The following is a 26,452-nucleotide window of genomic DNA, read 5'->3' as shown; positions in this document are numbered from 1 at the left end:
ATATTTAAAAGAGTGACAGGATGGTCACTCTTTTAAAATTATTCTACCGTTACAGATTTTGCAAGGTTTCTTGGCTGATCAACATTACAATTGCGCATCACGGCAATGTGATAGGAAAGTAATTGCAAAGGCACCACAGAAACCATTGGCATTAATGCCTCCGCAGTGGCAGGAACCTCAATAACAAATTCTGCCATAGATGGAATGAGCGTATCTCCTTCCGTAACAACGGCAATGACTCTTCCTTTTCTTGCTTTTACTTCCTGAATATTGGAAACCACCTTTTCGTAAGAACTATCTTTCGTAGCAATGAATACTACTGGCATTTCTTCATCAATCAAAGCGATTGGTCCGTGCTTCATCTCTGCTGCAGGATATCCTTCAGCATGTATGTAGGAAATTTCCTTAAGTTTCAATGCTCCTTCAAGGGCTACCGGGAAATTATAACCGCGACCCAGGTAAAGGAAATGACTCACATCTTTGAACTCTTCTGCAATTACCTTTATCTGATCGTTGAGCTTCAACACTTTCTCAACCTTGGAGGGAATATTTTCCATTTCCACCAGCATCTCATGTAGCTTTTGATCAGTGATCGTGCCTTTTGCACTGGCAACAATCAATGCAATCATGTTCAGTACAGTTAGCTGGGCTGTGAATGCTTTTGTACTTGCAACTCCTATTTCAGGACCTGCGTGAGTATAAGCTCCAGCGTGTGTTAATCTTGGAATAGAAGAACCCACCACATTGCAAACGCCGAAAATGATAGCGCCTTTTGATTTCGCTAATTCGATGGCGGCAAGGGTGTCAGCTGTTTCTCCCGATTGAGAAATTGCAATCACTACATCGCCTTCGCGAATAATAGGATTACGATAACGAAATTCCGAAGCATACTCTACTTCGGTTGGGATGCGACAAAACTCTTCAAAGAAATATTCCGATACGAGTCCGGCGTGCCATGATGTTCCACACGCTACAATCAATATCCGGTCTGCATTGATTAATTTTTTTATGTATTCACGAAGACCTCCAAGGATCAACCTGTTGCTGGTTGAATCTAAGCGTCCGCGCATACAGTCCATTATTGAACGGGGCTGCTCAAAAATCTCTTTTAACATGAAATGTTCAAAGCCTCCTTTTTCAAGGGCTTCAAGTTCCATGTCTACAGTTTGTATGTAAGGAGTTAATGGAAGATTGGCAACGTTCTTAATAGTAAGTTTACCACTATCAACAATAGCAATTTCCTGATCATTCAAATAGACTACTTCATTGGTGTATTCAATGATTGGCGTGGCGTCAGAAGCCATGAAAAATTCACCTTTACCAACACCTACTACCAATGGGCTTCCTTTACGTGCTGCAATCAGCAGATCCGGGTTTTCAAATGACATCACAACAATGGCATAGGCACCCACCACTTTTGTCAAAGCAAGACGGACTGCTTCATCAAGTGTGCATTGTTCTTTTTCCTGAATATCTTCAATGAAATGAATAAAGACTTCCGTATCTGTATCACTTAGAAAAGTGTGACCCTTTCGGATCAATTCTTTTTTTAGTGATGCATAATTTTCAATGATGCCATTATGAATGATGGCGAGTTTCTTGGTTGCGGAATAGTGAGGGTGAGCATTCTCATCGTTAGGTTCTCCGTGGGTGGCCCAACGGGTGTGCCCCATTCCTATATGACTTTTAAGATCGATGCCCTTGATATATCCTTCAAGTTCCGAAACTTTCCCCTTCTTTTTGTAGACGTTGAGGGCTCCATTCAGAAGAGCAATTCCAGTACTATCGTATCCACGATATTCAAGACGCTTCAAGCCTTTGATGATTACATCACTGGCCTGACGGTGTCCTACGTAGGCAACTATACCACACATATATTACCTTATTTTGACTACAGGTTTAGAATAATAGATTCTTAAAACGAGATTCGGATCGAGAACGACAGAGCTGGTGGATTTTCGATTATTGTCACCAAAGATAGATAGACCCAAAGCCTTTATTTTTCTTGGATCATTTTTCCGTTTGTAAAGTTGCTGAAAGAATTCGGTGAGGTAGATTTTCCCTATCTCATCTCCGGATATTGGAATTGAGGAGGCACCAAGATCGGTCACCACAGAAATAGCAGGTTCGCTAACGGTAGATCCCAATGAAAAATTTGAGCTAAATCTCGCGATATATGGATCTACCCTCAAAAACAATGAATCGCCCTGAATACTGTCAAGATAGGATACCCGGAAGTGATTCAAAGAATCTAGCACTCTTAAAGACAATGCTGGTGGAGCTTTTACAGTTCCAACATTTTTCACAATCAGTTCCACAGAATTGAATGCAACATTCAAAGCGGTGTCAGCAAAAGTGTAGAAGTTCTTAAGATCAAGTTTGGTTAACAATGAGGTTCCCCCCTGAATGTAAAGTCGGTTATCGAGTGGGCGAAATTCCTGAAATGGGACAATACCGCTGAGTGGAGTTCCTGTACGATCGGCTTTAATTGTTGAGAAACTGGAGATCAGACTATAGAATCCTGTGGTGTAATTGACCGAGGCAAAGAGAATATAATCAACCTTTACCTGCGTTCCCCCATCAGTATAGTATAAAGAAACCTTCGTATCCGTAACTCTTGGATTTGCATCGCGGAAAGTAGGATTCACACCTAGAATTTTATCACCCATTCCATTCGGAACCACAAATGCAAAGCCTCTGTATTTTCCTGTGAATGTCGCAAAGTCAGTCATCGTCTTAGTGATCGTCTTGAGATCATTAAGCAAATTATTGCCCATAGCACCCGGGATCTTGACCCTTACTCTGAATAACTTATTGTTAGCGGTATCAGCATCTGTGTTAAGAGCGATTGCATCATCAAAATCAGTTGCATTTACAGTGAAAGTAGTTTCAGCAAGCGGTAAAGCCGGAAGCGCTGGTGTTGTGTTATTGTAATAAGACCTTGAATAGTTTAGCGAATCAAGCAGTTCATACACCTGCAACTTTTGTGTGGAAGTGTTATGAGATCCGTAGTAATAAAAATCCAGATTTAACTGAAGTACCAAAGAGTCGAATGTAGCGGTCCCCGGAACAGTTGAAAAGTATGGGGGAGGTCCAAAACTTGCGAACCCACGCGCCTCGATGTTTCCAAATACAGGATCATTATACCTTCCAAAAAGTATACGGGTTACGTTTTCTCCTGTGGGATTAACCGTCAACAGGCGATCATATTGAATCACACTTGGATTAAGGGGGATGTCAATATAATTTACATCAAGGCGTGGAGGCTTAGGCAAACCAATAAAGTTCGCATCGTCCTTGCATGAAAAAATAATGAGCACTAAAAGGCAGAGCCAAAGGCTCGCCTTCTTACCCCGCCAGTTCTGTGTAAAGGTTGTAAAACGATTCAGTGTAATTATCGTCCTTCTCAATGGTTTCAACTTTCTTCTCTTTAATCTTCTTAACTAATCCTTCCAGTTTTTTATTGTCGCCCGCTACCGAAACAACATCGGCGAATTGAGCTCCCAGTTTAATGAATCCTTCATAATCCTGGGTCTTAAGGTGTCCAAGCATGTTGTCTTCAATGTCAATCATCTTGACTTTGCCCATAAGATCTCCTTTGAACTTATGAGTGAAGCTGTTATTGTAAATCGTGAAGACGGTCTTGGTGTTTTTAAATAACGGATCGTTTTTATAAGTCGTCTTCAGATACAATGGAATAAAGCTGGTAATCCAGTCATTGCAATGAACAATATCCGGAGTCCATCCAAGTTTACGGACGGTCTCAATAACACCTTTACAGAAGAAGATCGCACGCTCATCATTGTCCTCATAGAACTTGTTTTCCTTATCATGGAAAACGGATTTGCGATGGAAATAGTCTTCGTTGTCGATAAAATAGACCTGTAATTTTGCATTCGGAATGGAAGCGACTTTGATGATCAAAGGCTTTTCCTCGTCACCTACTGAAATATTAATTCCTGACAAACGGACAACTTCATGCAGCCTGTTCTTACGCTCGTTAATCAACCCAAATCTTGGCACCAGAATACGAATCTCCATCCCCTTCTCCTGCATCGCCTGTGGCAGCTTCCGTACAAATTCGGCTACCTCACATGTTTGAAGGAAAGGATTGATTTCGCTGGCAACATAAAGAATACGCAGTTTCGACATAGTGATGGTTTTTATTAAGAAAAAACAAGGACACAAAGGTACGGTAAATTCACCCCCTATTCAACTGTGAATCAATTATAAAGCCTATATTTGCGGCCTTCAAAAAAAGGGGTTTTTGATGCAGATTTTCAATAAAATCGAGCCTTTAAGGGCTTATTTAAGGCATCATAGAGACAACCATTTCTCCATCGGTTTAGTGCCAACAATGGGCGCCCTACACAACGGTCATTTAAGCCTTATTAAAGCTTCACGCCAGGTTAACAGAATTACGGTTTGCTCTATTTATGTTAATCCGGTACAATTCAATAATCCGGCGGATCTTGAAAAGTATCCCCGCACGCTCGAAGCTGATACTAAAATGCTTGAGGAAGCTGGCTGTGATGCCGTATTCTGTCCCTCCAATCAGGAGATGTATGACCAACCCAGTACCTTAAAGTTTGACTTCGGATCGCTGGATAAAATCCTGGAAGGGGAATTTCGTCCCGGTCACTTTAGTGGAGTTGCCCTGGTTGTTGCCAAACTGTTCAACATTGTTCAGCCAGACAAAGCTTACTTCGGCCAAAAAGATTTTCAACAATTCAAGGTAATCTCAAGAATGGTTGAAGAATTGAAATTTGATATTGAACTGATTGGTGCACCGATTATTCGTGAAGCAGATGGTCTCGCAATGTCATCCCGAAATGTTCGTTTGAGTAAAGAGGAAAGAAGCCGCGCAGTCATTTTGAATCAATGTTTGCGTAAAGCGTGTAAAGGTCTCCGCGATGGAGATAGTTTTTCTTCTGTGAAAAAAATGGTGACTGAAGAATGCAATAACAATAAGATCAGATTGGAATACCTGGCCATTGCCGATAAACACAACTTTACTCTTTTGGAAGATGTTAAGAATCCTGACAAAGTTGTTATTCTGATTGCCGCATTTGTTGGAGAGGTGCGGCTCATTGACAATATGCTTCTCGCTGATCATTAAAGACCCGGATTCGTATTATCTTCAACATAAAATACAAAGACTTGCCAAAAACCCTTCGAAATATTATTCAGTATGCCCTCATGATTGCTCTGACAGCAGCCTTGTTATGGTTCTCTTTGCGCGGCTTAAAAGGTGAAAATAAGATGGATACCATCTGGCAAGCATGGGAGAAATCAAACAAGATGTGGCTGTTCTTAATGGCGATTGTGGCCTATATAAGCCATTTTATCAGAGCGGAACGATGGAAAATGCTGCTCGTACCTTCCGGTAATTATGTCAAACTGACCAGTAGCTTTCTCTCTTTGATGATCGGATATCTTGTTAACCTCGCCGTGCCACGGGGAGGTGAGGTGTCACGCTGTTATAATCTCTATCAACTTGAAAAAACTCCGGTGGAAGTTTCATTCGGAACGGTGGTGGTTGAAAGAATTGCAGACGTGCTCTGTTTGTTGCTGGTCATCGTGATTGCTTTTGTTGTTGAGTGGGATAAACTCCTTGCTTTTATTTCTTCTTTGGGAATTGGATCCGGAGAGAGTGGTGAATTTCGTGTTCCCGTTTGGGCAATCATTGGATTGGTAGCATTGATCGCACTGATTGCCTTGGCATACAGCTTCCGTAAAAATGAAAAGTTATTAAAAGTAATATCGGGCTTTAAAGAAGGATTGCTTTCTGTTTTCAAACTGAAGAATAAATGGTTGTTCCTTTTTTATTCATTGTTTATCTGGTTCTTATATTTCCTGATGAGCTATTGTGTGATCAAAGCCTTTGACTCCACTGATTTCCTGGGCTTCAGTGCAGTGCTTGCCGTCTTTGCATTGGGAGCGATTGCCATGGCAGCTCCTTTACCTGGTGGGGCAGGTTCTTATCACACAATTGTTCCGATGGGATTAGTAGCATTGTATCAACTTCCTGAAGCAGACGCAATAACCTTTGTATTTATTTTTCATGCCTGGCAAACACTCACGATGATTGTGGGTGGAGTTGTATCTTTAATCATTAGCTACTGGCTTATTAAATGGAAAAAGCAGCCGACAAAATAAAAGACATTAAAACCGCAATGCAGATCGTTCTTCAGTGGAAGGAGGATGGCAAGAAAGTAGTGTTTACAAACGGGTGCTTTGATATTCTTCATCTTGGTCATGTAGATTACCTGGAGAAAGCTCGGATGTTGGGAGACAAGCTTGTGCTCGGTTTGAATACGGATGATTCGGTGAGCAGATTTAAAGGGCCTGAAAGACCCATCCAGGATCAGACTTCAAGGGCGCATATTCTCGCATCTCTTCAATTTATCGACATGGTGGTTTTTTTTAATGAAGACACTCCTTTTGACCTTATTTCAGCACTTATTCCCGATATTTTGGTGAAAGGAAGTGACTATTTGGCAGAAAATATCGTTGGCGCAGATGTTGTAATTAGGAATGGCGGGGTGGTAAAAACGATTGATTTTGTACCGGGATATTCCACCACAAGAATTGTAGAAAAAATTAAAAGAACATAATTAAACACAACTATGGGTGCATTATTAATTGGTGGGTTTTTCATGCTGATCGGATGGATAGTAAGCTCACGTCTTAAAAGTAAATTCAAGCTGTATTCAGAAACACATTTAACTAAAGATTTAACCGGTGCTGAAATCGCCCGCCTTATGCTGGCAGACAATGGCATCAATGATGTTCAGGTAGTAAGCGTTGAAGGTCAATTGACAGATCATTATGACCCGACAACAAAAACTGTTAACCTCAGCAAAGAAGTTTTCTTTGGTCGCAATGCAGCGGCAGCAGCAGTTGCTTCACACGAATGTGGTCATGCAGTTCAGCATGCAACAGCTTATAGCATGTTGCAATTTCGTTCGGCAATGGTCCCTGTTCAGAATATCAGCGCAAGGGTATTGAACTTTATGATGATGGCATTGCTCTTTGGAGGAATTTTCTTCGGAGGCATTCTTCCGGTCAAGACGGCTTTGTTGATCATGATTGTATGTTATGCTGTATTTGCATTGTTTGCGCTGGTGACATTACCGGTAGAGTTTGATGCAAGCAATCGTGCTTTGGCATGGGTGAAAACAAGAAACATTGTTACACCAGGAGAATATGGTATGGCTCAGGATGCATTGAAGTGGGCAGCAATGACCTACGTTGTAGCCGCAATTGGTGCAATCACCATGCTTGCATACTATGTGATGATGTATCTGGGAGTTGGAAGAAGTGATGACTAATTAAATAAGAAATTCAAAAATAAGGACCCTGCTTCGGCGGGGTTTTTTTATGAGCACATTTTAACAAACGTCCGCTTGTCAGTTAATTTTAATATGATTTGTGTGCTCAAGCTTTAGCTACCGTGAGGACTTTTTCAAATTAATATTGTTAATTCACAGCATGAATTTTCAGCTTACAGAAGAGCAGCTAGCGGTACAACAAGCAGCCCGCGACTTCGCGCAAAACGAATTACTTCCTGGCGTTATAGAAAGAGACACTCATGCCAAATTTCCTGAGGCCCTTCAGCGAAGGATGGGAGAACTTGGATTCATGGGAATGATGACTGACCCTAAGTATAATGGCGGCGGCATGGATACAATATCCTATGTGCTTGCCATGGAAGAACTTTCAAAAGTGGATGCCTCTGCTTCAGTAATGATGTCTGTTAACAATTCATTGGTGTGCTGGGGTCTGGAGAAAAACGGTTCCGAAGAGCAAAAAGAAAAATTTCTTAAGCCACTTGCTGCAGGAACAAAGCTTGGTGCATTCTGTCTTTCGGAACCGGAAGCAGGATCAGACGCTACAAGTCAACGGACAATTGCGGAAGATAAAGGCGATCATTACCTATTAAATGGTACCAAGAATTGGATTACCAATGGAAGCAGCGCACATATTTATCTTGTAATGGCTCAGACCGATGCTACTAAAAAGCATAAGGGAATTAACTGTTTGATCGTTGAAAGAGGAATGCCTGGTTTTGTAGTTGGTAAGAAGGAAGATAAAATGGGAATTCGCGGAAGCGATACACACTCATTGATGTTTACGGATGTGAAAGTGCCAAAAGCTAACCGGATCGGCGAAGAAGGATTTGGATTTACGTTTGCGATGGGTACACTCAACGGAGGACGCATTGGCATAGCTTCACAGGCATTGGGAATTGCTTCAGGCGCGTATGAGCTAGCACTAAAATATTCTAAAGAGCGCAAGGCATTCGGAAAATTTCTATCGGATCATCAGGCAATACAATTCAAGCTTGCAGAGATGGCAACCAAGATTGATGCCGCAAGATTGATGATCTGGAAAGCAGCAAATCTTAAGGATGAGAAAAAAGATTTTGTCAAAGCAGCTGCCATGGCCAAGCTATTTGCTTCACAGATCGCTCAGGAAGTAACAACAGAGGCCGTTCAGATCCATGGTGGATATGGATATGTGAAGGAGTATCATGTTGAGCGACTGATGCGCGATGCCAAGATCACACAGATCTATGAGGGAACGACGGAGATACAGAAGATGGTGATTTCACGAGAACTTCTGAGGTAATCTCAGCTTACAGTTTATTACCATGAACAGGACAGAAGTTCCAGTTTCCTTTAAGCTTTTCTTTGTCGACAGGACAAATCTTTGGAGGAAGTAACGACGCCAAAGGCAATGACCAGTTGAAAGTGCTGTTGTCGTGAATGACCTTAAACACTCCAGGTTTAGCGGCGAAGATCAGATTTTCACTTTTATCATTCTTAATGGAAAAGAAGAAAATATGCATTCCTTTTCCCAACTGACCTAATGCCTGGGCAAACACCGGCTTAAGATTTTGAGCAACAGACCTTGCTTCATCCGAAAGCTGATCCTCAGAAAGAGGTGAATATGTCTTCCCTGAAGCATCCATGACCTTGATACTTTTCCGGATTGTGGACTCGTCATTTACTTCGATGGCTCCATCCAAATGAATTGTTGCCTCAGCTGCACAAATGAGCATGTAATCTTTAAATATCATTTCAAGCTTCTCGGAAGTTCCAGGAGGAATCTGAGTATTTCCTGCCAGGGAAATTTTCCAATATTCTGAAGGTATCCACCATGAGAGATTCATCTTCTCACCTTCTTTGACCCATTGTTGAGAGTCTCTGATAAAGTCAGTGAGTACAACATCGGAAGGTTCCTGTGCGGAACAAACCAGCACAACAAATGAAAAGACCATTGTGAAAAGATTCTTCATCAGCATTGATTTAGGAGAGATAAACTTGAGGGACGTTTGCTTCGGTTATTATTTACCCGCTTCAACACTTTGGTTCCAGTCGTAGATCTTGTCACTTATCTCACTGAGAAGATCAGGGCTTTTTTCCAAAGCATTTCCAATAACAATCATATCAGCGCCGGCTTCGAGCGCAGCAATCGCTTTTTGCGGAGTTGTAATTCCACCACCAACAATCATTGGGACCTCAATAGATTTTCTGACAGCGGAGATCATCCGTGGGCTGATTTCGCGTTCTGCGCCGCTTCCAGCATCAAGATAAATAAGTTGAAGTCCTAACATTTCACCAGCCAATGCTGTACAGGCGGCAAGTGAATATTTGTCCTCTGGAATTGGGGTCGTATTGCTGATATATGCTACCGAAGTTGTGCGGCCTGAACTGATCAGCATGTATCCGGTAGGCAGCACCTCCATCCGGTTATTCTTTAATATCGGAGCTGCCTGAACATGTTGTCCTATCAGCAGATCCGGATTGCGTCCTGAGATCAATGAAAGAAAAAGAATTGCATCAGCAGAAGGATCAATTTGCAATGAACTTCCCGGAAAAAGAATGACCGGAATATTTACAGTTTCCTTAATGCTTTGAATGACATCGGATAGATAAGGTGTAGTGACCAGGCTTCCTCCTACAAAGAAGAAATCAACACAGTTCTCATTCGCCAGATGGATGAGATGCTTTAGCTTGGCAGGATCATCTGCCTTATCGGGGTCGACAAGAACAGCAATTGATTTTTTGCCAAGACGATGGCGCTGCTGAAGTATTTCAAGAATTTTCATCCTTCTTTTTTCTTGATTCGAGGTATTCAAAAAGCTTGTCCTTTGCGATGTTCAATAAGATGACAGAAGCCTGAGATAAAACCCTGTTGCCAACCATTCCTATCAATGAAGGTGCACTGCTTTCTTCTTCTTCAGCTTCTTCTTCAAAATCTTCCGCCGCCTCCTGAGGAGCCTTGACAACTTTCAGAAATTTCTTTCTTCGTTTCTTTTTCTTCTTGCTTCCGCCAGAGAACGTGCTTACCAGAAAATAGGTTGCTGCAAGAGATCCCCCAATGATCAATGCATTGGTAAGCATCTTGTCAGTCTTCTGAGACAATTCGCCAACCTCTTTTTCAAGTGCGCGCTTGTGACGATCTGATGTCTCTATCAGTTTTCTTTTTTCGGGATCTTGTGTTTCCAGTAGTTCCATAGCTTACTTTTTCCTTTTCATCAACTCAGTCATTTGCTTCTCAAAATACTGGAAGATTCCTTTTCTGGATACCAGTAAAACTAAAAAGGTAGCCAGATAGATCGATGCTACCGTCCAATATCCTGCATAAGAATCTTCAAAAAACTTGTTTAAAAAATGGGCCAGTCCAATGCTGAAAAAGATCAAAAAGAGAAATCCCACCAGAAAAAAGACTGCCATCATTAATGCCCGTGATACTGCTTTTGCAAGATCCTCACGAACCTCAATCTTCATTAATTCAATACGGGTCTCAACAAAACCGGTAAGGTTTTGAATCAGGCTATCAAGCTTTAGAAACTTAAGGATCGAGGCAGAAATGTTCTCCATAGGTATAGGGAATAAAGATAGGGAAATTAGAGGCATCAATTCAAGCTGACCATTGGCTGGAGGCGGCTGCAAATGACCTTTGTGAGTAGGGAATTCTCAGGGAATTAAAAGGAATATTACTTCTTTACAATTTTGTAAAGCTCTTCTGTGCTGATAACATTTCCGAGAGTGTCGCGCCTTTCCTTTTTTACAAGGAGATTCGAAGGGGAACTGATATAGCGCCAGGTGCTCACATTAACTTGTCGTTCATATTGTTTTTGAAAGACAAAAATGGAATCCAGGGAGAGGGATGGATTCAGGATAAGCCTGGGGAGGATTTCGCGGATGCATGATTTGAATTTTCCATCACGGTCTTCTCCATCGCGACAGAAGCCAGGTTTGTTGAGTTCAAAGAGTTCATTATTAATGATCAAGAGATTATTTTTCCGGTAAACTGAGTAGATCAGTGATGGCTCTGTATTTTTTTCTCCGGGATAGACAATCCGCATCGCCTGATTTTCAAATGTTTTCGTGATAACAGTAAAGTAGGTGGTCTTATTATTTTCAATCCGTTGATAGGTAAGCTCTGTAATACTTACTGCATCGCGATTGAAATAGATCAAAGAGAAGGGCACTATAAAAAACATCACGAGCAGATAGAGAAGTCCTGCCAAACGATACTTGAGTGTAATTCTTCCCAGTCCAGTGGCCAGCTTGATTGGAATCTCCCTAAGAGCTGGTATGGGGAAGAAAATCATGACTCCTATAAAATTGAATAGGAAGTGAGCAATAGCAATGCTGATGGCAATGTTAGAGTTTAACATCGCAGCAAGAAATGCACTGATTGTCGTTCCGATGTTGGCGCCAAGAATAAAAGGTACTGCGCTCCTAAGAGTAACAACTTTCTTTGCAACTAATGGTACAACTAAGGATGTTGTGACAGAGCTCGATCTGATAGCTGCCGTTGTCAATACGCCCCATGCAAATGATTTCAATGGGCTCTGAAAAAAGAAACGTTGAAATGTTTCAGACGAACCGAATCCCAAAAGTTTTGTAAGAACTTTTCTAAAAAATAGAATAGAACTGAAAAGGATTATTAATGAGATAACGATCAATATAAAACCATTTCCGATTGTGCTCACAATTGAGTCGGTGATGGCACTCAATCCGCCGCCGAGTAAGGAAAAGCTTCCCTGTGATGGACCAATCGGTTGTTTGAAAAGTGTGGTGGCAATGGATTCTGACAGATGAGAAAGAAACTGGAAGTAATATTCCAGTGGAAAAAGTATGAAGACTGTAAGAATATTAAAGAAGTCATGATACGTACCCGCAGCAACCGCCCTTCTGAATTCTTTTTTCTTTGGAAGGAATCCAAGTGAGACAATGGTGCTGGTGATAGTAGTTCCAACATTAGCGCCCATGATGATTGGAATTGCACTCTCTAAAGTAAGTGAACCGGATGCCACCAATGCGACAGTCATCGAGGTGGTTGCTGTGCTGCTTTGGATGATAGCTGTAATTAATAATCCAATGAACAATGCAGTAAATGGATTGGAAGTAGCAAGGATAATCGTCTCAGCAGCGGTCTTACCCAAATGCTGAAGAGAAGAAAGCATTAACTCCAGAGCAAAAAGGAATACAACTAAGGCTCCTACGATATAAGCGGTATTACGCAGAAGGATTCTCCACTGCGCTTTTCGGGAACCAATTGTTTCTGATGTAGGCTGTCCGCTCTTCATGCTGATCGGTAAAGATAGAAACCCAGCCGAAGGAATAAAGGAGTTAACAAATACTTAATTTAAGAATGCATGATCCCACGTTTTCGCAAGGTCATGACCAGAATTGAGTGGAAGTGATTTGAGAAATATCAGTGATTACCCAGTTCACGAAGGGCCATCCAGGCCATCAGACCGGGTCCAATTGTGAGAGCGTCTTCATCAATGTCGAATGTCGGCGTATGAACATATGAAGTAATTCCTTTTGCTTCATTGCGTGTGCCAAGTCGATAGAAGGAAGCAGGGATAACATGAGAATAATATGCGAAATCTTCGGACCCCAGAGTGAGATCAATGTCGACAACTTTGTCCTTGCCTACATATTCCTCAGCTGCCTTACGAATGCTTTGCGTAAGCCCTGGATTATTCTCAAGATAAGGATAGCCGTGAGAGATTGTCACTTCACAGCGTCCACCCATTCCTTCAGCAATGCCTTCCGCCATTTTTTGAATCTTTGCCAAAGCTTCCCTGCGCCATACTTCATTTAATGCACGAAATGTTCCGGCAATATTCACTTCATTGGGAATAATATTCGTTGCGCCTTCTGCCGAGATTTTCCCAAAGGAAAGAACCGTTGGCTGTTTGGGACTTGCATTCCTGCTAATAATCTGTTGTAAAGAAATAATAATATGGGAAGCGATCACAATAGGATCTACTGTAAGTTCAGGAGTTGAAGCATGACCACCTTTTCCAATAACTTTCAAATAGATTTCGTCGGAACTTGCCATGTACATTCCTTCCCGGAAACCGATCGTTCCAACAGGTAGCAAAGGCATTACATGCTGACCGATAATTGAATCAGGCCGTGGATTTTCCAAAGCACCTTCTTTGATCATAAAGGATGCACCACCTGGATTTTTTTCTTCTCCAGGTTGAAAGATCAATTTAACAGTTCCTTCAAACTGATCTTTCAGTGAGTTTAAAATTTTAGCAGTGCCCATCAGTGAAGATGTATGTACATCATGACCGCATGCATGCATCACTCCATTATTTTTTGATTTGTACTCTACTGTGTTTGCTTCAGTGATTGGAAGGGCATCCATATCCGCACGAAGTGCGATTGTTTTTTTGGCAGGGTTTTTTCCCTCGATAAGTACCACGATTCCTGTTCCAGCAATACCTTCGGTAGGCTTCATTCCCAGATCGCGAAGTGTTTGAGAGACAAATTTTGCAGTATTAAATTCCTGATAAGAAAGTTCAGGATTAGCATGCAAATGCCTGCGCCACTTTACTACTTCCTTTGCAGTATTTTTAGAAAGCTCTTGAACAGATTGGAGCAGTGACATTAGCGTACCAGAATTTTTTCAGGAACCAGTATTGCATTAGGGAATAATCTTTTCATGCGGAGAAGATCCTTTTGAGCCTCCAGTCTTGAAAAATAGCTTCCTACTTTAACACGGAATTTTGGCTGTGTGTATTCCATTTCTGAAGAAAGATCCCCAGCATCAGTTGACATTTTTTTCTTGGTGAGCATCGCTTCTTCACGATTCTGCCCGGAATAAATCTGAATCGTAAAGCCATCGATAAGTTTGCGCGAAGCATTGAAGTGGTTAATGCTATCCAGAACACCGTCTACCTTCTTATTAACATTGTAAACAGGAACGACCTCTTCTTTTTTCTGAAACTGAATCTGAACGGAAGAATCTACTGTCTCGGGAAATTTAGGACGGAGGGCCTGCAAATCTTCATGATAGTAAGGCTTTGAACTATTCTTCTGAGCAGCGCATGAGAAGGATGCCAAACACACCACAAACATCATACATGACCATGCTGTGCGATTTATAAGCTCTTCCATGTCTACAAAGTAATTCATTTTTGCCGACTTATTGTTCGATAACGATGCAACGACCGCTCTTGATGTCTTCCTCAACCTTTTTGTATTTCACATCTTTCGCTACACGACCATCCTGATATTGAACCGTAACCTTATCATTCCGCCCGGCCATCTTTTCAGATTTTACTGGCATGACTTTTTGCTCAACCTCATTTCTCGGAGCCTGTGGCGCACCACCTCCCTGAAGAAGAGATTGTGATTCATCCTTCTGCTCACTGAAACGTTGACGTTTTTGTGAACGAGCCTCCTGAAGACGCTCGGGTTCCTGGGTAGGAATGTCTGCCTTCATAAGGAAAGAGATTGTTTCTTCATTCACCCTTGCAATGAATCGTTTGAATGCTTCAAATCCTTCAAACTTATAGATCAACAATGGATCCTTTTGTTCATAAACCGCATTTTGAACACTTTGCTTCAGGTCATCCATGTCGCGAAGGTGTTCTTTCCATTGCATGTCGATGATCGCCAATGTGATCATTTTCTCCATCGAGCGAATCAATTCCGAATTATTGGTGTCAACACATTTCTTCAATGGAGCAGCAACTTCAATTTGCTTTATACCATCACTGAACGGCACCGAGATATTTTGAATATTCGCTCCGCGCGTCCGATAGATATCAAGAATAACCGGCAATGATTTTTGAGCAGCAGCTTTATTTTTTGACTCATAGTGATTAAGTGCCTGTTGATAGAGATTTTCTGCAAGCTTCGGCTGATCCCAGCTTGAATATTCATCTGCTGTGATGTTAAAATCAAGACCAAGGGTACTCAACAAATTCACTTTGAAATTTTCCAGTGTTTCTCCAGCCTTTGCGTTTGCGGCAAGGTCATCACAAGTATCAAATAGCATGTTGAGGATGTCCAATTGAAGACGTTCTCCAAACAATGCGTTCCTTCTTCTTTTGTAGATAACCTCACGCTGTGAGTTCATCACGTTATCATACTCCAGCAGTCGCTTGCGTATACCGAAGTTATTCTCCTCTACTTTTTTCTGTGCACGCTCGATAGAGTTGGTAACCATCGAATGGGAAATCACTTCTCCCTCTTTTAATCCAAGACGATCCATGATACGGGCAATACGCTCTGGCATGAACAAGCGCATCAGATTGTCTTCAAGAGAAACATAGAACTTGGAAGTTCCAGGATCTCCCTGACGACCTGAACGACCACGCAACTGACGATCCACGCGACGTGATTCGTGGCGTTCCGTTCCGATAATAGCAAGCCCACCTGCAGCGCGTGATTCCGGTGTTAGTTTAATATCTGTTCCGCGACCTGCCATGTTGGTGGCGATGGTAACAGTACTAGGCTTTCCTGCTTCTGCAACAATTTCTGCCTCGCGTTGATGTTGCTTTGCATTCAAGACATTGTGCTTGATCTTGCGAAGTTGCAACATGCGACTTAACAATTCTGATATTTCCACGGAAGTGGTACCAACAAGAACAGGTCTTCCCTCCTTTGTCAGCAATACAATTTCTTCTACTACAGCATTGAATTTCTCACGCATGGTTTTATGCACAAGATCATCCATATCCTTACGGGTGACGGGCCTGTTGGTTGGGATTGCAACAACATCCAATTTATAAATATCCCAGAGTTCTCCAGCTTCTGTCTCTGCTGTTCCGGTCATACCCGCAAGCTTGTGATACATGCGGAAATAATTCTGAAGGGTGATGGTGGCATACGTCTGTGTCGCGTCTTCTACCTTAACACTCTCTTTTGCTTCGATCGCCTGGTGTAATCCATCTGAATAGCGTCTTCCATCCAGTACACGACCTGTTTGCTCATCAACAATCTTCACTTTACCATCTACAATGATATATTCTGTATCACGCTCGAATAAAGTATAAGCTTTCAGTAACTGATTGATACTATGAATACGCTGTGACTTTGTTGAATACTCGCGAATCAACTCCTCTTTCTTCTGAAGCTGAGCAGCTGCATCGAGTGTCGTGTCTTTTTCAATCTGATTGAGCTCCATTCCTATTTCAGGAAGTATGAACAGCTTGGGATCTTCACCTTCACCGGTGATCAAATCAATCCCCTTGTCAGTAAGCTCAACACTATTATCTTTTTCATCGATCACAAAAAACAATGGAGCGTCTGCCTTTGGCATTTCCTTTTTGTTATCCTGCAAGTGATAGTTTTCAGTCTTCTGTAAAACATTCCTGTTTCCGGATTCACTAAGATATTTGATCAATGGTTTGAACTTCGGCATACCGCGATGGGCACGGAATAGAGCAAGCCCTCCATCTTTTTCATTTCCTTCCGCCAGTTGTTTCTTTGAATCATTCAAAAACTGAGTGATCAGCTTCTTTTGAGCTTCCACCACCTTAAAAATGCGTGGTTTCAAATCATAGAACTCATGCTGATCTCCGCGTGGAACAGGACCCGAAATGATTAGGGGTGTACGGGCTTCATCAACCAAAACACTATCCACCTCATCCACCATTGCATAGTGATGGCCACGTTGCACTAATTCTTCGGTTTCACGCGCCATATTATCACGCAGGTAATCAAAGCCGAATTCGTTATTGGTTCCGTATGTAATGTCTGCCTGGTATGCATTGCGACGTGCAATGGAATTTGGCTCATGTTTATCAATACAGTCAATAGTTAATCCATGAAACTGGAACAAGGGAGCCATCCATTCGCTATCGCGTGTTGCCAGATAATTATTCACGGTTACGATGTGTACTCCGCGCTTTGCCAATGCATTCAGGAATGTTGGGAAAGTTGCCACTAAGGTTTTTCCTTCACCCGTTGCCATTTCGGCAATCTTTCCTTCATGCAAAACAATACCACCAATGATCTGAACATCGTAATGAACCATGTCCCACTTGATGAGATTTCCGGCAGCCATCCATTGATTATGCCATAAAGCTTTATCGCCTGATATTTTTATGTTCTCATGACGAAGGGCCAGATGGTGATCCATTTCGGTAGCAGCCACTTCCAGATATTCATTTTCTTTAAAGCGCCTTGCGGTTTCACGAACAATCGCGAATGCTCTTGGAAGAACATCCATCAATACCTTTTCAAGTTCCTTATTTCTGTCTTTTTCGATCTGATCGATCTGATTAAAGATTGCTTCTTTTTCATGAAGATCAAGATCAGGATGATCATTCACTTGTTTGTGAAGGCCAGCCAATTGATCGTCGATAGGCTTCAGATTGGCGTTGATAATATCCTGAACTTCCGTGGTTTGTCCCCTTAGTTCGTCATGAGAGATCGACTTTAGTTTTTCACCCTCGCGTTGCGTGGCTTCCACCAGTGGCATCACTCGCTTAATATCTTTCTCGGATTTGGTGCCGAATAATTTGGCAATGAGTTTTAGCATGTCTATTCGTTAATCGTTCCTGTTTTTTTAGGCGCCGCCTTAATCAGTGTTTTTACCAATTGAAGCACATAAAATAACTTTCAAACGGGCCGTAAAGTTAAGATTTTCAGGGGTGCAATTATAGTTCCAAAGCGCCCCCGCAGGCGCATTTTGGCAGGAATTCTCCTAAAGAGGAGAGAAGTGAGGCTAAATGACCGATTCGGTCTCAAAAACCAGCTCAACAGGGCCAGTTAGAAAGATGTTATGAAATGTGCCGTTCTGGCGGGTTTCGAACTCAACCGTTAAAATTCCGCCTTTTGAATTCAACTTAATGGGAGAACTATACCCATAAACTTTTGCTACCGCCAACGCACAGGCAGTTGCTCCTGATCCACTGGAATAGGTTTCAGCTTCAACACCTCTTTCATAGATGCGAAACGTTACGCTTTGATCAGGACTTACCTCAATGAAATTTGCATTCGTTCCTTTCGGCTTGTAAAGATTAGAGTATCGGATCTTTCTTCCCTCTTCCGCTACAGGATAATTATGAATATCTGTTACAAAGCGAATGTTATGATCAGTGCCAGTATTAATATAGTAGTCGTCACCTTTTGACTCCACTGCATTCACATCTTTTAAAGAGAAGCGGACAAAACCTTTCGGTAATATCTTAGCAGTGTGAGGACCATCATAAGCAGAGAAGGAAGCTGTATCTTTTATGATGCCTAATTTGTTTGCGAAATGAACTGCTGCACGACAACCATTACCGCAGAAGCTTTCACTTCCATCGGCATTGCGATAAATCATTTTAAAGTTGTGAACAGGATCTTTTTCCAGCAGGATCAAACCATCCGCACCAATACCAAAGCGGCGATCGCAAATCTTTGCAACCTGTGCATCGGTGAAAGAAAGATTCCCTTCACGATTATCGGCAAGAACAAAGTCATTGCCAGCTGCCTGATATTTATAAAAATGAATTTTCATTTAGGAATGCCTGTACTGGAAAACTAAGTGGATTATTTTACTTCCTCGTAATCAACATATTCACCACCCTTTAGTCCGCCTTTCTTTTTAGGCTGTGGGGGAGCTGAGTTCATGTTGATGGTTCCTTCCGGTGGTTTTCTGAAATTGGGAGGAGTTTGCTTGGGCCCGGCAACCTTGAAAATAAGGCTGCTAACCTTATTCAGGACGTAGATCAGAAGCACCAGTATGATAATGAATTTCCACATAGTCGCGTAACCAAAAGTCAAAGTTAAAGTATTATTGAAAAATAAGTCGTTTTTAGCCTTTTTTTGGTCTATGGTTGAAGTGTTTTGAATTACATAACTTGAAACAGCAACTGATTTGTTCCTCTGTCATCCATAAATTATGCTCAGAAACTACATAAAAACCGCGATCCGAAGCTTGGTAAAGCAAAGGGTCTACACCTCCATTAATATTTTAGGTCTTGCCGTAAGTATAACGGCCTGCATCCTGATTGTGTTGTATGTAAAACATGAGACTTCTTACGACAAGTTTTATGCGGATTCAGACCGTATTTATAAGATGGTTTTGGAAAGGAAATATCCAAACCATGTGACCTACTTTTCGCCCATCCCTCACTCATTTGCGCCAGCCGTTCAGCGTGATTATCCTGAAGTGGAAAGTACGCTGATCATGCAGGGACCGAATCAAAACGTTGCGATCTCATACCGACCGCTGGAAGGTGAGACTAAATCCTTTGAGGAAGATTTTTTTCTTTTTGCTGATAGTTCGTTCTTTTCTTTTTTTGATATGAATCTGATCAAAGGAGATAAAAGAACTGCGCTCTCTGCGGCTGACCAGGTGATCGTATCACGTTCTTCCGCCCGAAAATATTTTGGAGAGGAAGATCCAATGGGGAAAACATTAAGTGGTGACTTCGGAGAATTTAAAGTAACAGGAATATTTGAAGATCAGCCGGATAACTCTCACATGAGATATGATTTTATTGGCTCCATTGATCTTTCACGACTTCTTAAAACTCTCAACTATACAGGTTTTGATTCACAGACTTATATAAAGTTAAAGCCAGGAGCAAGCGCCAGTGCTTTGGAAGCAAAATTTCCAGGCATGGTGGATAACTACGCTGCTGCAGAAATTGAAACAAAGCTGGGGAAGTCATGGATTGATTATAAGAAAGAAGGAAACGGATATCGTTATTTTTTGCAGCCTCTTACTGAAATCCACTTAGATCCTACCAATCTTGAGTTTACAATGTCGCCGAGTGGCAATAAAAAATATGTTTACTCCCTTTCTTTGATTGCTGTTCTGATTTTAGTGATTGCATGTATAAACTTCATGAACCTTGCCACCGCAAGATCGTCTGAGCGGGCAAGAGAAGTAGGAGTGAGGAAGGTAATGGGATCTCTTAAAGGAAACTTGATTGCTCAATTTCTCACAGAGGCATTCATATTGTCAGTCATCGGAACTCTGCTGGCAGTTGTTGGTGCTTATTTACTATTACCGTCTTTCAATGATCTGATTGCAAAGCAACTTCAACTAACATTGAATGCAGAGATGATTCTCGGGCTACTGGGATTTGCTTTGTTTGTAGGTCTTCTTGCCGGACTTTACCCTGCTTTTGTTTTATCAAGCTTCAATCCTGTTGTTGTGATGAAAGGAAATTTCATCAGCAGTTCAAAGGGTAAATGGCTTCGTAATGGGCTCGTCGTATTTCAATTCATGATTTCGATCATTCTGATCGTGGGAACACTTGTCGTTGGAAACCAGATGAGTTTCATGCAGAACAAGCAACTTGGTTTTGAAAAAGATCAGGTGTTGATGGTAAAGCGGGCCTTCGGTCTTCAAAAGAAAACGAACACATTCGTGGAGGAGGTCAAGACAATTCCAGGTGTTAATGCTGCGGCATGTTCGGGTTCAATGATAGGAAATCGGGATGATGTGTTTGGCCAGCAGTTTAAGGCAGCGGGATTTGATGAAATTCTTACTGTGAAAGCAATGGTGCTCGATGATGAATTCCCTGAGATGATAGGCCTTCATTTACAAGACGGCAAATTCTTTTCAAAGGAGACGAGCGATTCTTTGAGTGTCATATTAAATGAAACTGCCGTAAAGACGATTGGGCTGACAAATCCGATCGGTCATAAAATTTATAACTCTGACCCTCCGGGAAATAATGGCCAGGCAGGGGGTCTCTACTTTACTGTCATAGGAGTTGTTAAGAATTTCCATTTTCAATCTCTACGTGATGAGATCACACCATTAGTAATCTATAACAAAGAGCTTTTTGGTTCACAGGCAACCTTAAATTATGTCGCTATTCGAATTGAGTCTGGCAGATTCAAGGAGGTAATTGGCAAAGTCGAAAGCGCATGGAAGGAACTGGCACCGGATCAACCATTTCAGTACGAGTTTCTTGATGATAATCTTAGTCAGGGATATGCCGAAGAACAGCGGTCAGGAGTATTGTTCAGAGTCTTTTCAGGCCTGGCAGTAATCATTGCATGCGTTGGGTTATTTGGATTGTCAGCTTATACGGCAAGCCTCAGAACAAAAGAAATTGGGGTACGCAAAGTGCTCGGCGCTTCTGTTGGGGGAGTGGTAGTTTTATTATCAAAAGATTTTACAAGACTCGTCATTATTGCTTTTGTACTGGCAACACCTTTTTCATGGTGGATGATGGAGCAATGGCTCAGTGGATTTGCCTATAGAATTCCTGTTGGAGTAGAAGCTTTTGTGATAGCGGGATTATTAGCACTGGGCATTGCTTGGCTAACGGTAAGCTATCAGTCGATCAAGGCTGCAATTGTGAATCCGGTAAAATCATTGAGAAGCCAATAGTAATATAGGGATGAGATATGAACTCAATATCTCATCCCAAAATGTCTAACGACTCAGATAGAGATTTCTTTCTGAGTAAATATTGAGAAAATAATCGTCCATTAAATCATCGATGAAGTAGATCGCCTCACCCGTTGATTTCATTTCAGGACCCAATTCTTTATTTACTTCAGGGAATTTGCTAAAGGAGAACACAGGAACCTTGATCGCATAACCCTTCTTTGTAGGATTGAATGTGAAATCCTTCACCTTCTTTTCGCCCAACATCACTTTTGTGGCATAGTTAACGTAAGGCTCATCATATGCCTTGCAGATAAACGGGACCGTTCTTGATGCTCGTGGATTTGCTTCAATGATGTAAACAGTATCTCCTTTAATGGCGAACTGAATGTTGATCAATCCGACAGTTTTCAATGCCAAAGCAATTCTCTTTGTATACGTTTCGATTTGCTTCATTACAAAATCACCGAGGTTGTAAGGGGGAAGTACGGCGTATGAGTCACCGGAGTGAATACCGGCAGGCTCAATGTGTTGCATGATACCAATGATATAGACATCCTCTCCATCACAAATAGCATCAGCTTCTGCTTCGATAGCTCCGTCAAGGAAATGATCTAACAAAACCTTGTTTTCAGGAAGATGCTTCCAGATATCAAGAATATGATTCTCAAGCTCTGTTTCATTGATTACGATCTTCATGCTTTGGCCCCCCAAAACATAAGAAGGCCTTACCAACAATGGGAATCCAATCGTCTTGGAAACTTCGAGAGCTTCATCCGCATCTGTTGCAACTCCAAAATCAGGGTATGGAATATTGAGATCCTTTAAGAGTGATGAGAAGCTTCCGCGATCTTCGGCAAGGTCAAGGGCTTCATAAGAAGTTCCCATGATCTTCACGCCATACTTTTTAAGTTTTTCTGCAAGCTTCAATGCAGTCTGGCCGCCCAACTGAACGATAACGCCTTCTGGTTTTTCGTGTTGAATAATATCCCAAAGATGCTCCCAGAATACTGGTTCGAAATAAAGCTTATCAGCGATGTCAAAGTCAGTGGAAACTGTTTCAGGATTGCAATTGATCATGATTGCTTCATACCCACACTCTTTTGCTGCAAGAATTCCGTGCACGCAGGAGTAATCGAACTCAATACCCTGACCAATTCTGTTTGGACCAGAACCCAAAACAATTACTTTTTTCCGCGAAGAAGGTTTTGATTCATTTTCTGAATCGAAAGTTGAATAGTAGTAAGGCGTCTTTGCGTCAAATTCTGCTGCACAGGTATCCACGAGTTTGTAGACACGATTGATTCCCATCTCGCGACGCTTGAGATGTACCTGGCTTTCCTTGCAATCAATAAGATGTGCGATCTGACGATCCGCATAACCCTTCTCTTTTGCTGTACGCATCAACGATACCGGAATGGTATCCAGTGTATATTTTTCTATCTCTTGCTCAACCTCAATCAACTCCCAGATCTGATCCAAAAACCATTTGTCAATCTTTGTTAGATGCTGAATGGTCTTCATCGAAATGCCAAGCTTCATTGAATCATAAATATGGAACAAGCGATTCCAGCTTGGGCGCTCAAGACTGTGCAGAAGCTCAGCTTGATTTTTTACTTCTTTTCCATCAGCACCCAAACCATTTCTCCTGATCTCAAGTGACTGACATGCTTTTTGTAATGCTTCCTGGAAATTCCTTCCAATGCCCATTACCTCACCAACGGATTTCATTTGCAAGCCTAAGCGACGATCGGCACCGTGGAACTTATCAAAGTTCCAGCGAGGGATCTTTACGATGACATAATCAAGCGCAGGCTCGAAGTATGCTGTTGTGGTGCCGGTAATGGCATTGCTTAATTCATCAAGATTATAGCCAATGGCAAGCTTGGCGGCAATCTTTGCAATAGGATAACCTGTTGCTTTTGATGCAAGCGCTGAAGAGCGTGATACACGGGGATTGATTTCAATTCCAATGATCTGATCGTCGTTGTCGGGATTGACAGAGAACTGAACATTGCAGCCACCTGCAAACTTTCCGATACCATTCATCATCTTGATAGCAAGATCACGCATGTGCTGATAAACGGTATCCGGTAAGGTCATGGCAGGAGCAACGGTGATTGAGTCGCCTGTATGAATTCCCATTGGATCAAAATTCTCAATAGAGCAGATGATGATCACATTTCCATTTCCATCGCGAAGAAGTTCAAGCTCATATTCTTTCTAACCCATAATGCTTTGCTCCACCAGTACCTCGTGAATTGGTGATGCATGAAGCCCACGGTTAAGAGCAGCATCAAAGTCCTCTGGTTTTTCAACAAAGCCACCACCTGTTCCGCCAAGGGTAAACGATGGACGGATGACAAGAGGGAATCCGATTTCCTGAGCAATTTCTTTTCCTTCAAGGAAGGAGGTTGCTGTTGCGCCTTTGCAGACTCCAACATTCAGCTCATTCATTTTCAGACGGAATTTTTCGCGGTCCTCAGTCGTCTCAATCGCCAATATGTCAACTCCGATGATCTTTACTCCATAATGTTCCCAGATACCAGCCTTGTCACAGTCGATACAAAGATTCAAGGCGGTTTGCCCGCCCATTGTAGGAGAACAGCATCAACGTGATGCTTTTCCAAGATTTCCCTGATATACTTCTTTTCGAGAGGCTTAAGGTAAACGTGGTCGGCAGTTACCTTGTCAGTCATGATGGTTGCCGGATTGGAATTGATGAGGATCACCTCGATTCCTTCTTCACGAAGCGACCTTGAGGCCTGCGAACCGGCATAGTCGAATTCGCATGCCTGTCCGATTATAATTGGACCACTTCCGATGATTAATACTGAGCGAATACTGCGGTCTCTTGGCATGGCGGGATTGGATAAATCGGGCAAAAATAACCAGAGAATATTCGTATTCCGCAGAACGGAAAAATTAATTCTATGATATTTTGAACAAGTGAGTTGAGAGGTCGAAGTGAGGATATTTGCCCAAATAATTGTTATCGGATTGTGATCTATTTTTCGCAATTTTTAACTCGGTAAATCACGTAAGGGTATATCTGATAATTCAACGTCTTTCAAAGCAATCACCAGCAAATTCAAATGAACCTCAACCTCAAGGCCGCTGATCAGCAGACTTTTGATGCAATCGTTATCGGTTCCGGGATCAGTGGAGGCTGGGCAGCGAAAGAACTTTGTGAAAAGGGCTTGAAGGTCCTCCTGCTTGAAAGAGGCAAACCTTTAGTGCACCCCAATTATCCAACAGCAACTCTCTCTCCATGGGAAGTTCCCAATGCGAACAGGCTGACTCAGGAAGATCTCAAGAGATTCCCCATCCAGACAAGACACTATGCGATTAGGGCTGACAGTAAACATTACTTTATTGACGACCTGGAAAATCCTTACTCGGAAGTGCAGAGATTTGACTGGATCCGCGGAGACGTTGTAGGTGGGAGATCATTGCTTTGGGCAAGACAAACCTATCGTTTCAGTGACCTTGATTTTGAAGCCAACCTTATTGACGGACACGGAGTGGATTGGCCCATACGCTATAAAGACATTGCTCCCTGGTATGATTACGTCGAAAGCTTCATTGGGGTATCAGGGCAGACGGAAAATATTCCTCATTTGCCTGATGGGAAATTCCAACCGCCAATGGAATTGAATTGTGTAGAGAAACATTTCAAAAATATTGCTGAAGAAAAATTTCCTGGAAGGAAAGTAACAATAGGACGAACGGCGAATCTCACTGCTCCGGTAAAAGGACGCGGAACATGTCAATACAGAAATCTTTGTTATCGTGGCTGTCCTTATGGAGCATACTTCAGTACGAATGCCAGCACATTACCAGCAGCATTTGCTACGGGCAACTTAACCCTACGACCCAATTCCCTGGTTAATAAAATTATCTACGATGATAAAAAAGAAAAAGCGACAGGTGTTGAGATCATTGATACAGAAACAAATGAGACAACGGAATTTTATTCAAGTATTATTTTTCTGAATGCTTCCACTATGGCAACAACTGCCATTCTTTTGGGTTCGTTATCGAGTCGGTTTCCGAATGGCCTGGGCAATGACAGCGATCAGGTCGGAAGAAATATTATGGATCACCATAAAGGTGCAGGCGCTGAAGCGACGGTTGAGGGATTCGATGATCAGTATTATTCAGGAAGAAGACCCAATGGAATTTATGTCCCTCGCTTTCGCAATCTGAAAGAAAAAAGGAATGATTACATCCGTGGATTTGGTTATCAGGGTGGAGCATCGCGCCAGGGTTGGAGAAGCGATCTATATACTGATGCTATTGGTGATGAACTTAAAAAGGAAGCACAGGCGCCAGGCCCGTGGACAATGGGGCTAAGTGGTTTTGGAGAATGTCTTCCTTATTCGACGAATCGCGCTGTACTAAATACAGACAAGAAAGATAAATGGGGACGACCAACTCTAAGCGTTGATTGTGAGTTCAAAGAGAATGAGCATGCCATGCATCGCGACATTGCAATAGCCGCTGCTGAAATGCTTGAATCTGCTGGATTTAAAAATGTAAGACCTTATTCGACTATTTCTTTTCCCGGCAATGCAAATCACGAAATGGGTTCTGTCAGGATGGGAAGAGATTCAAAGACCTCCGTATTAAATGGATTCAATCAGATGCATGCCGTCAAAAACGTATTTATTACAGATGGATCTTTTATGACCTCGTCTTCATGTGTCAATCCTTCATTAACGTATATGGCGATGACAGCAAGAGCCTGTGCGTATGCGGTAGATGAGATGAAGAAAGGAAATATTTAAAAACTGGAATAGTGCAGAAATATTCTTCACTACTCCAGTCTTCT

At 42.1% G+C, this 26,452-nt stretch carries 20 protein-coding genes and 1 pseudogene; 7 read left to right on the top strand and 14 right to left on the bottom strand.

The window, feature by feature from the left end:
- Window positions 1-38 precede the first annotated feature (38 nt).
- From glmS to HOP08_08925, 3 genes are read right to left on the bottom strand one after another with little or no spacing between them, the layout of a single operon-like run.
- Entirely contained in the window at window positions 39-1,874 is a 1,836-nt protein-coding gene (gene glmS / locus HOP08_08935; protein NOT75040.1) for a glutamine--fructose-6-phosphate transaminase (isomerizing), read from the bottom strand.
- A 3-nt stretch (window positions 1,875-1,877) separates the two neighbouring features.
- Window positions 1,878-3,410: a DUF4270 family protein gene (locus HOP08_08930; protein ID NOT75039.1), complete on the bottom strand. Its 1,533-nt coding sequence runs from the start codon at window positions 3,408-3,410 to the stop codon at window positions 1,878-1,880.
- Window positions 3,349-4,152: a glycogen/starch synthase gene (locus HOP08_08925; GenBank protein NOT75038.1), complete on the bottom strand. Its 804-nt coding sequence runs from the start codon at window positions 4,150-4,152 to the stop codon at window positions 3,349-3,351. Before HOP08_08925 ends, HOP08_08930 begins: the two co-directional genes overlap by 62 nt.
- Before the next feature lie 118 nt (window positions 4,153-4,270).
- Here HOP08_08925 and HOP08_08920 point away from each other — a divergent pair, with 118 nt between their 5' ends.
- From HOP08_08920 to HOP08_08900, 5 genes are all read left to right on the top strand, one after another.
- The gene (locus HOP08_08920; protein NOT75037.1) at window positions 4,271-5,119 is read left to right on the top strand and encodes a pantoate--beta-alanine ligase; all 849 of its coding nucleotides are present in this window, start codon (window positions 4,271-4,273) and stop codon (window positions 5,117-5,119) included.
- 41 nt (window positions 5,120-5,160) lie between these two features.
- Entirely contained in the window at window positions 5,161-6,159 is a 999-nt protein-coding gene (locus tag HOP08_08915; GenBank protein NOT75036.1) for a flippase-like domain-containing protein, read from the top strand.
- Window positions 6,135-6,617 (top strand): D-glycero-beta-D-manno-heptose 1-phosphate adenylyltransferase, encoded by a 483-nt coding sequence (gene rfaE2, locus HOP08_08910; GenBank protein ID NOT75035.1) that lies wholly within the window; start codon window positions 6,135-6,137, stop codon window positions 6,615-6,617. Before HOP08_08915 ends, rfaE2 begins: the two co-directional genes overlap by 25 nt.
- Window positions 6,618-6,629: 12 nt before the next feature.
- Window positions 6,630-7,334 (top strand): zinc metallopeptidase, encoded by a 705-nt coding sequence (locus HOP08_08905; protein ID NOT75034.1) that lies wholly within the window; start codon window positions 6,630-6,632, stop codon window positions 7,332-7,334.
- Between the two features lie 160 nt (window positions 7,335-7,494).
- Window positions 7,495-8,634, top strand: a complete 1,140-nt coding sequence (locus HOP08_08900; GenBank protein ID NOT75033.1) for an acyl-CoA dehydrogenase — start codon at window positions 7,495-7,497, stop codon at window positions 8,632-8,634.
- Between the two features lie 7 nt (window positions 8,635-8,641).
- Here the strand turns inward: HOP08_08900 and HOP08_08895 are convergent, their stop codons facing one another.
- From HOP08_08895 to HOP08_08850, 10 genes are all read right to left on the bottom strand, one after another.
- Window positions 8,642-9,304, bottom strand: coding sequence for a hypothetical protein (locus HOP08_08895; protein ID NOT75032.1), 663 nt, complete (start codon window positions 9,302-9,304; stop codon window positions 8,642-8,644).
- Window positions 9,305-9,352: 48 nt separating this feature from the next.
- Complete coding sequence (locus tag HOP08_08890) at window positions 9,353-10,117, bottom strand: geranylgeranylglyceryl/heptaprenylglyceryl phosphate synthase (GenBank protein NOT75031.1); 765 nt, start codon at window positions 10,115-10,117, stop codon at window positions 9,353-9,355.
- On the bottom strand, window positions 10,104-10,526 hold the full coding sequence (locus tag HOP08_08885; GenBank protein NOT75030.1) for a hypothetical protein: 423 nt from the start codon (window positions 10,524-10,526) through the stop codon (window positions 10,104-10,106). Before HOP08_08885 ends, HOP08_08890 begins: the two co-directional genes overlap by 14 nt.
- Before the next feature lie 3 nt (window positions 10,527-10,529).
- A complete protein-coding gene (locus HOP08_08880; protein ID NOT75029.1) occupies window positions 10,530-10,892 on the bottom strand; it encodes a phage holin family protein in 363 nt (120 codons plus the stop codon).
- Window positions 10,893-11,008: 116 nt separating this feature from the next.
- Window positions 11,009-12,610 carry a Na/Pi symporter gene (locus tag HOP08_08875; GenBank protein NOT75028.1) on the bottom strand — a complete coding sequence of 534 codons (1,602 nt, stop codon included), beginning with the start codon at window positions 12,608-12,610 and terminating at the stop codon, window positions 11,009-11,011.
- Between the two features lie 128 nt (window positions 12,611-12,738).
- A complete protein-coding gene (locus HOP08_08870) occupies window positions 12,739-13,932 on the bottom strand; it encodes an amidohydrolase (GenBank protein NOT75027.1) in 1,194 nt (397 codons plus the stop codon).
- Entirely contained in the window at window positions 13,932-14,459 is a 528-nt protein-coding gene (locus HOP08_08865; protein ID NOT75026.1) for an SPOR domain-containing protein, read from the bottom strand. Before HOP08_08865 ends, HOP08_08870 begins: the two co-directional genes overlap by 1 nt.
- 10 nt (window positions 14,460-14,469) lie before the next feature.
- Window positions 14,470-17,817 (bottom strand): preprotein translocase subunit SecA, encoded by a 3,348-nt coding sequence (gene secA, locus HOP08_08860; protein NOT75025.1) that lies wholly within the window; start codon window positions 17,815-17,817, stop codon window positions 14,470-14,472.
- A 186-nt stretch (window positions 17,818-18,003) separates the two neighbouring features.
- Window positions 18,004-18,780, bottom strand: a complete 777-nt coding sequence (gene dapF, locus HOP08_08855) for a diaminopimelate epimerase (GenBank protein ID NOT75024.1) — start codon at window positions 18,778-18,780, stop codon at window positions 18,004-18,006.
- A gap of 32 nt (window positions 18,781-18,812) precedes the next feature.
- Window positions 18,813-19,025 carry a hypothetical protein gene (locus HOP08_08850; GenBank protein ID NOT75023.1) on the bottom strand — a complete coding sequence of 71 codons (213 nt, stop codon included), beginning with the start codon at window positions 19,023-19,025 and terminating at the stop codon, window positions 18,813-18,815.
- 139 nt (window positions 19,026-19,164) lie between these two features.
- Here HOP08_08850 and HOP08_08845 point away from each other — a divergent pair, with 139 nt between their 5' ends.
- Window positions 19,165-21,618 (top strand): FtsX-like permease family protein, encoded by a 2,454-nt coding sequence (locus HOP08_08845; protein NOT75022.1) that lies wholly within the window; start codon window positions 19,165-19,167, stop codon window positions 21,616-21,618.
- A gap of 45 nt (window positions 21,619-21,663) precedes the next feature.
- On the opposite strand, the pseudogene carB reads toward HOP08_08845, so the two are convergent.
- A pseudogene (gene carB, locus HOP08_08840) lies at window positions 21,664-24,479 on the bottom strand (carbamoyl-phosphate synthase large subunit).
- Between the two features lie 234 nt (window positions 24,480-24,713).
- On the opposite strand from carB, the gene HOP08_08835 reads away from it, so the two are divergent.
- Window positions 24,714-26,408: a GMC family oxidoreductase gene (locus HOP08_08835; GenBank protein ID NOT75021.1), complete on the top strand. Its 1,695-nt coding sequence runs from the start codon at window positions 24,714-24,716 to the stop codon at window positions 26,406-26,408.
- Window positions 26,409-26,452: the final 44 nt, after the last annotated feature.

This window comes from Cyclobacteriaceae bacterium, from assembly GCA_013141055.1.
Lineage (GTDB): Bacteria > Bacteroidota > Bacteroidia > Cytophagales > Cyclobacteriaceae > ELB16-189.
The sequence above is the reverse complement of the archived record's forward strand: the minus strand, read 5'-3'. Positions and strand labels throughout refer to the sequence as shown.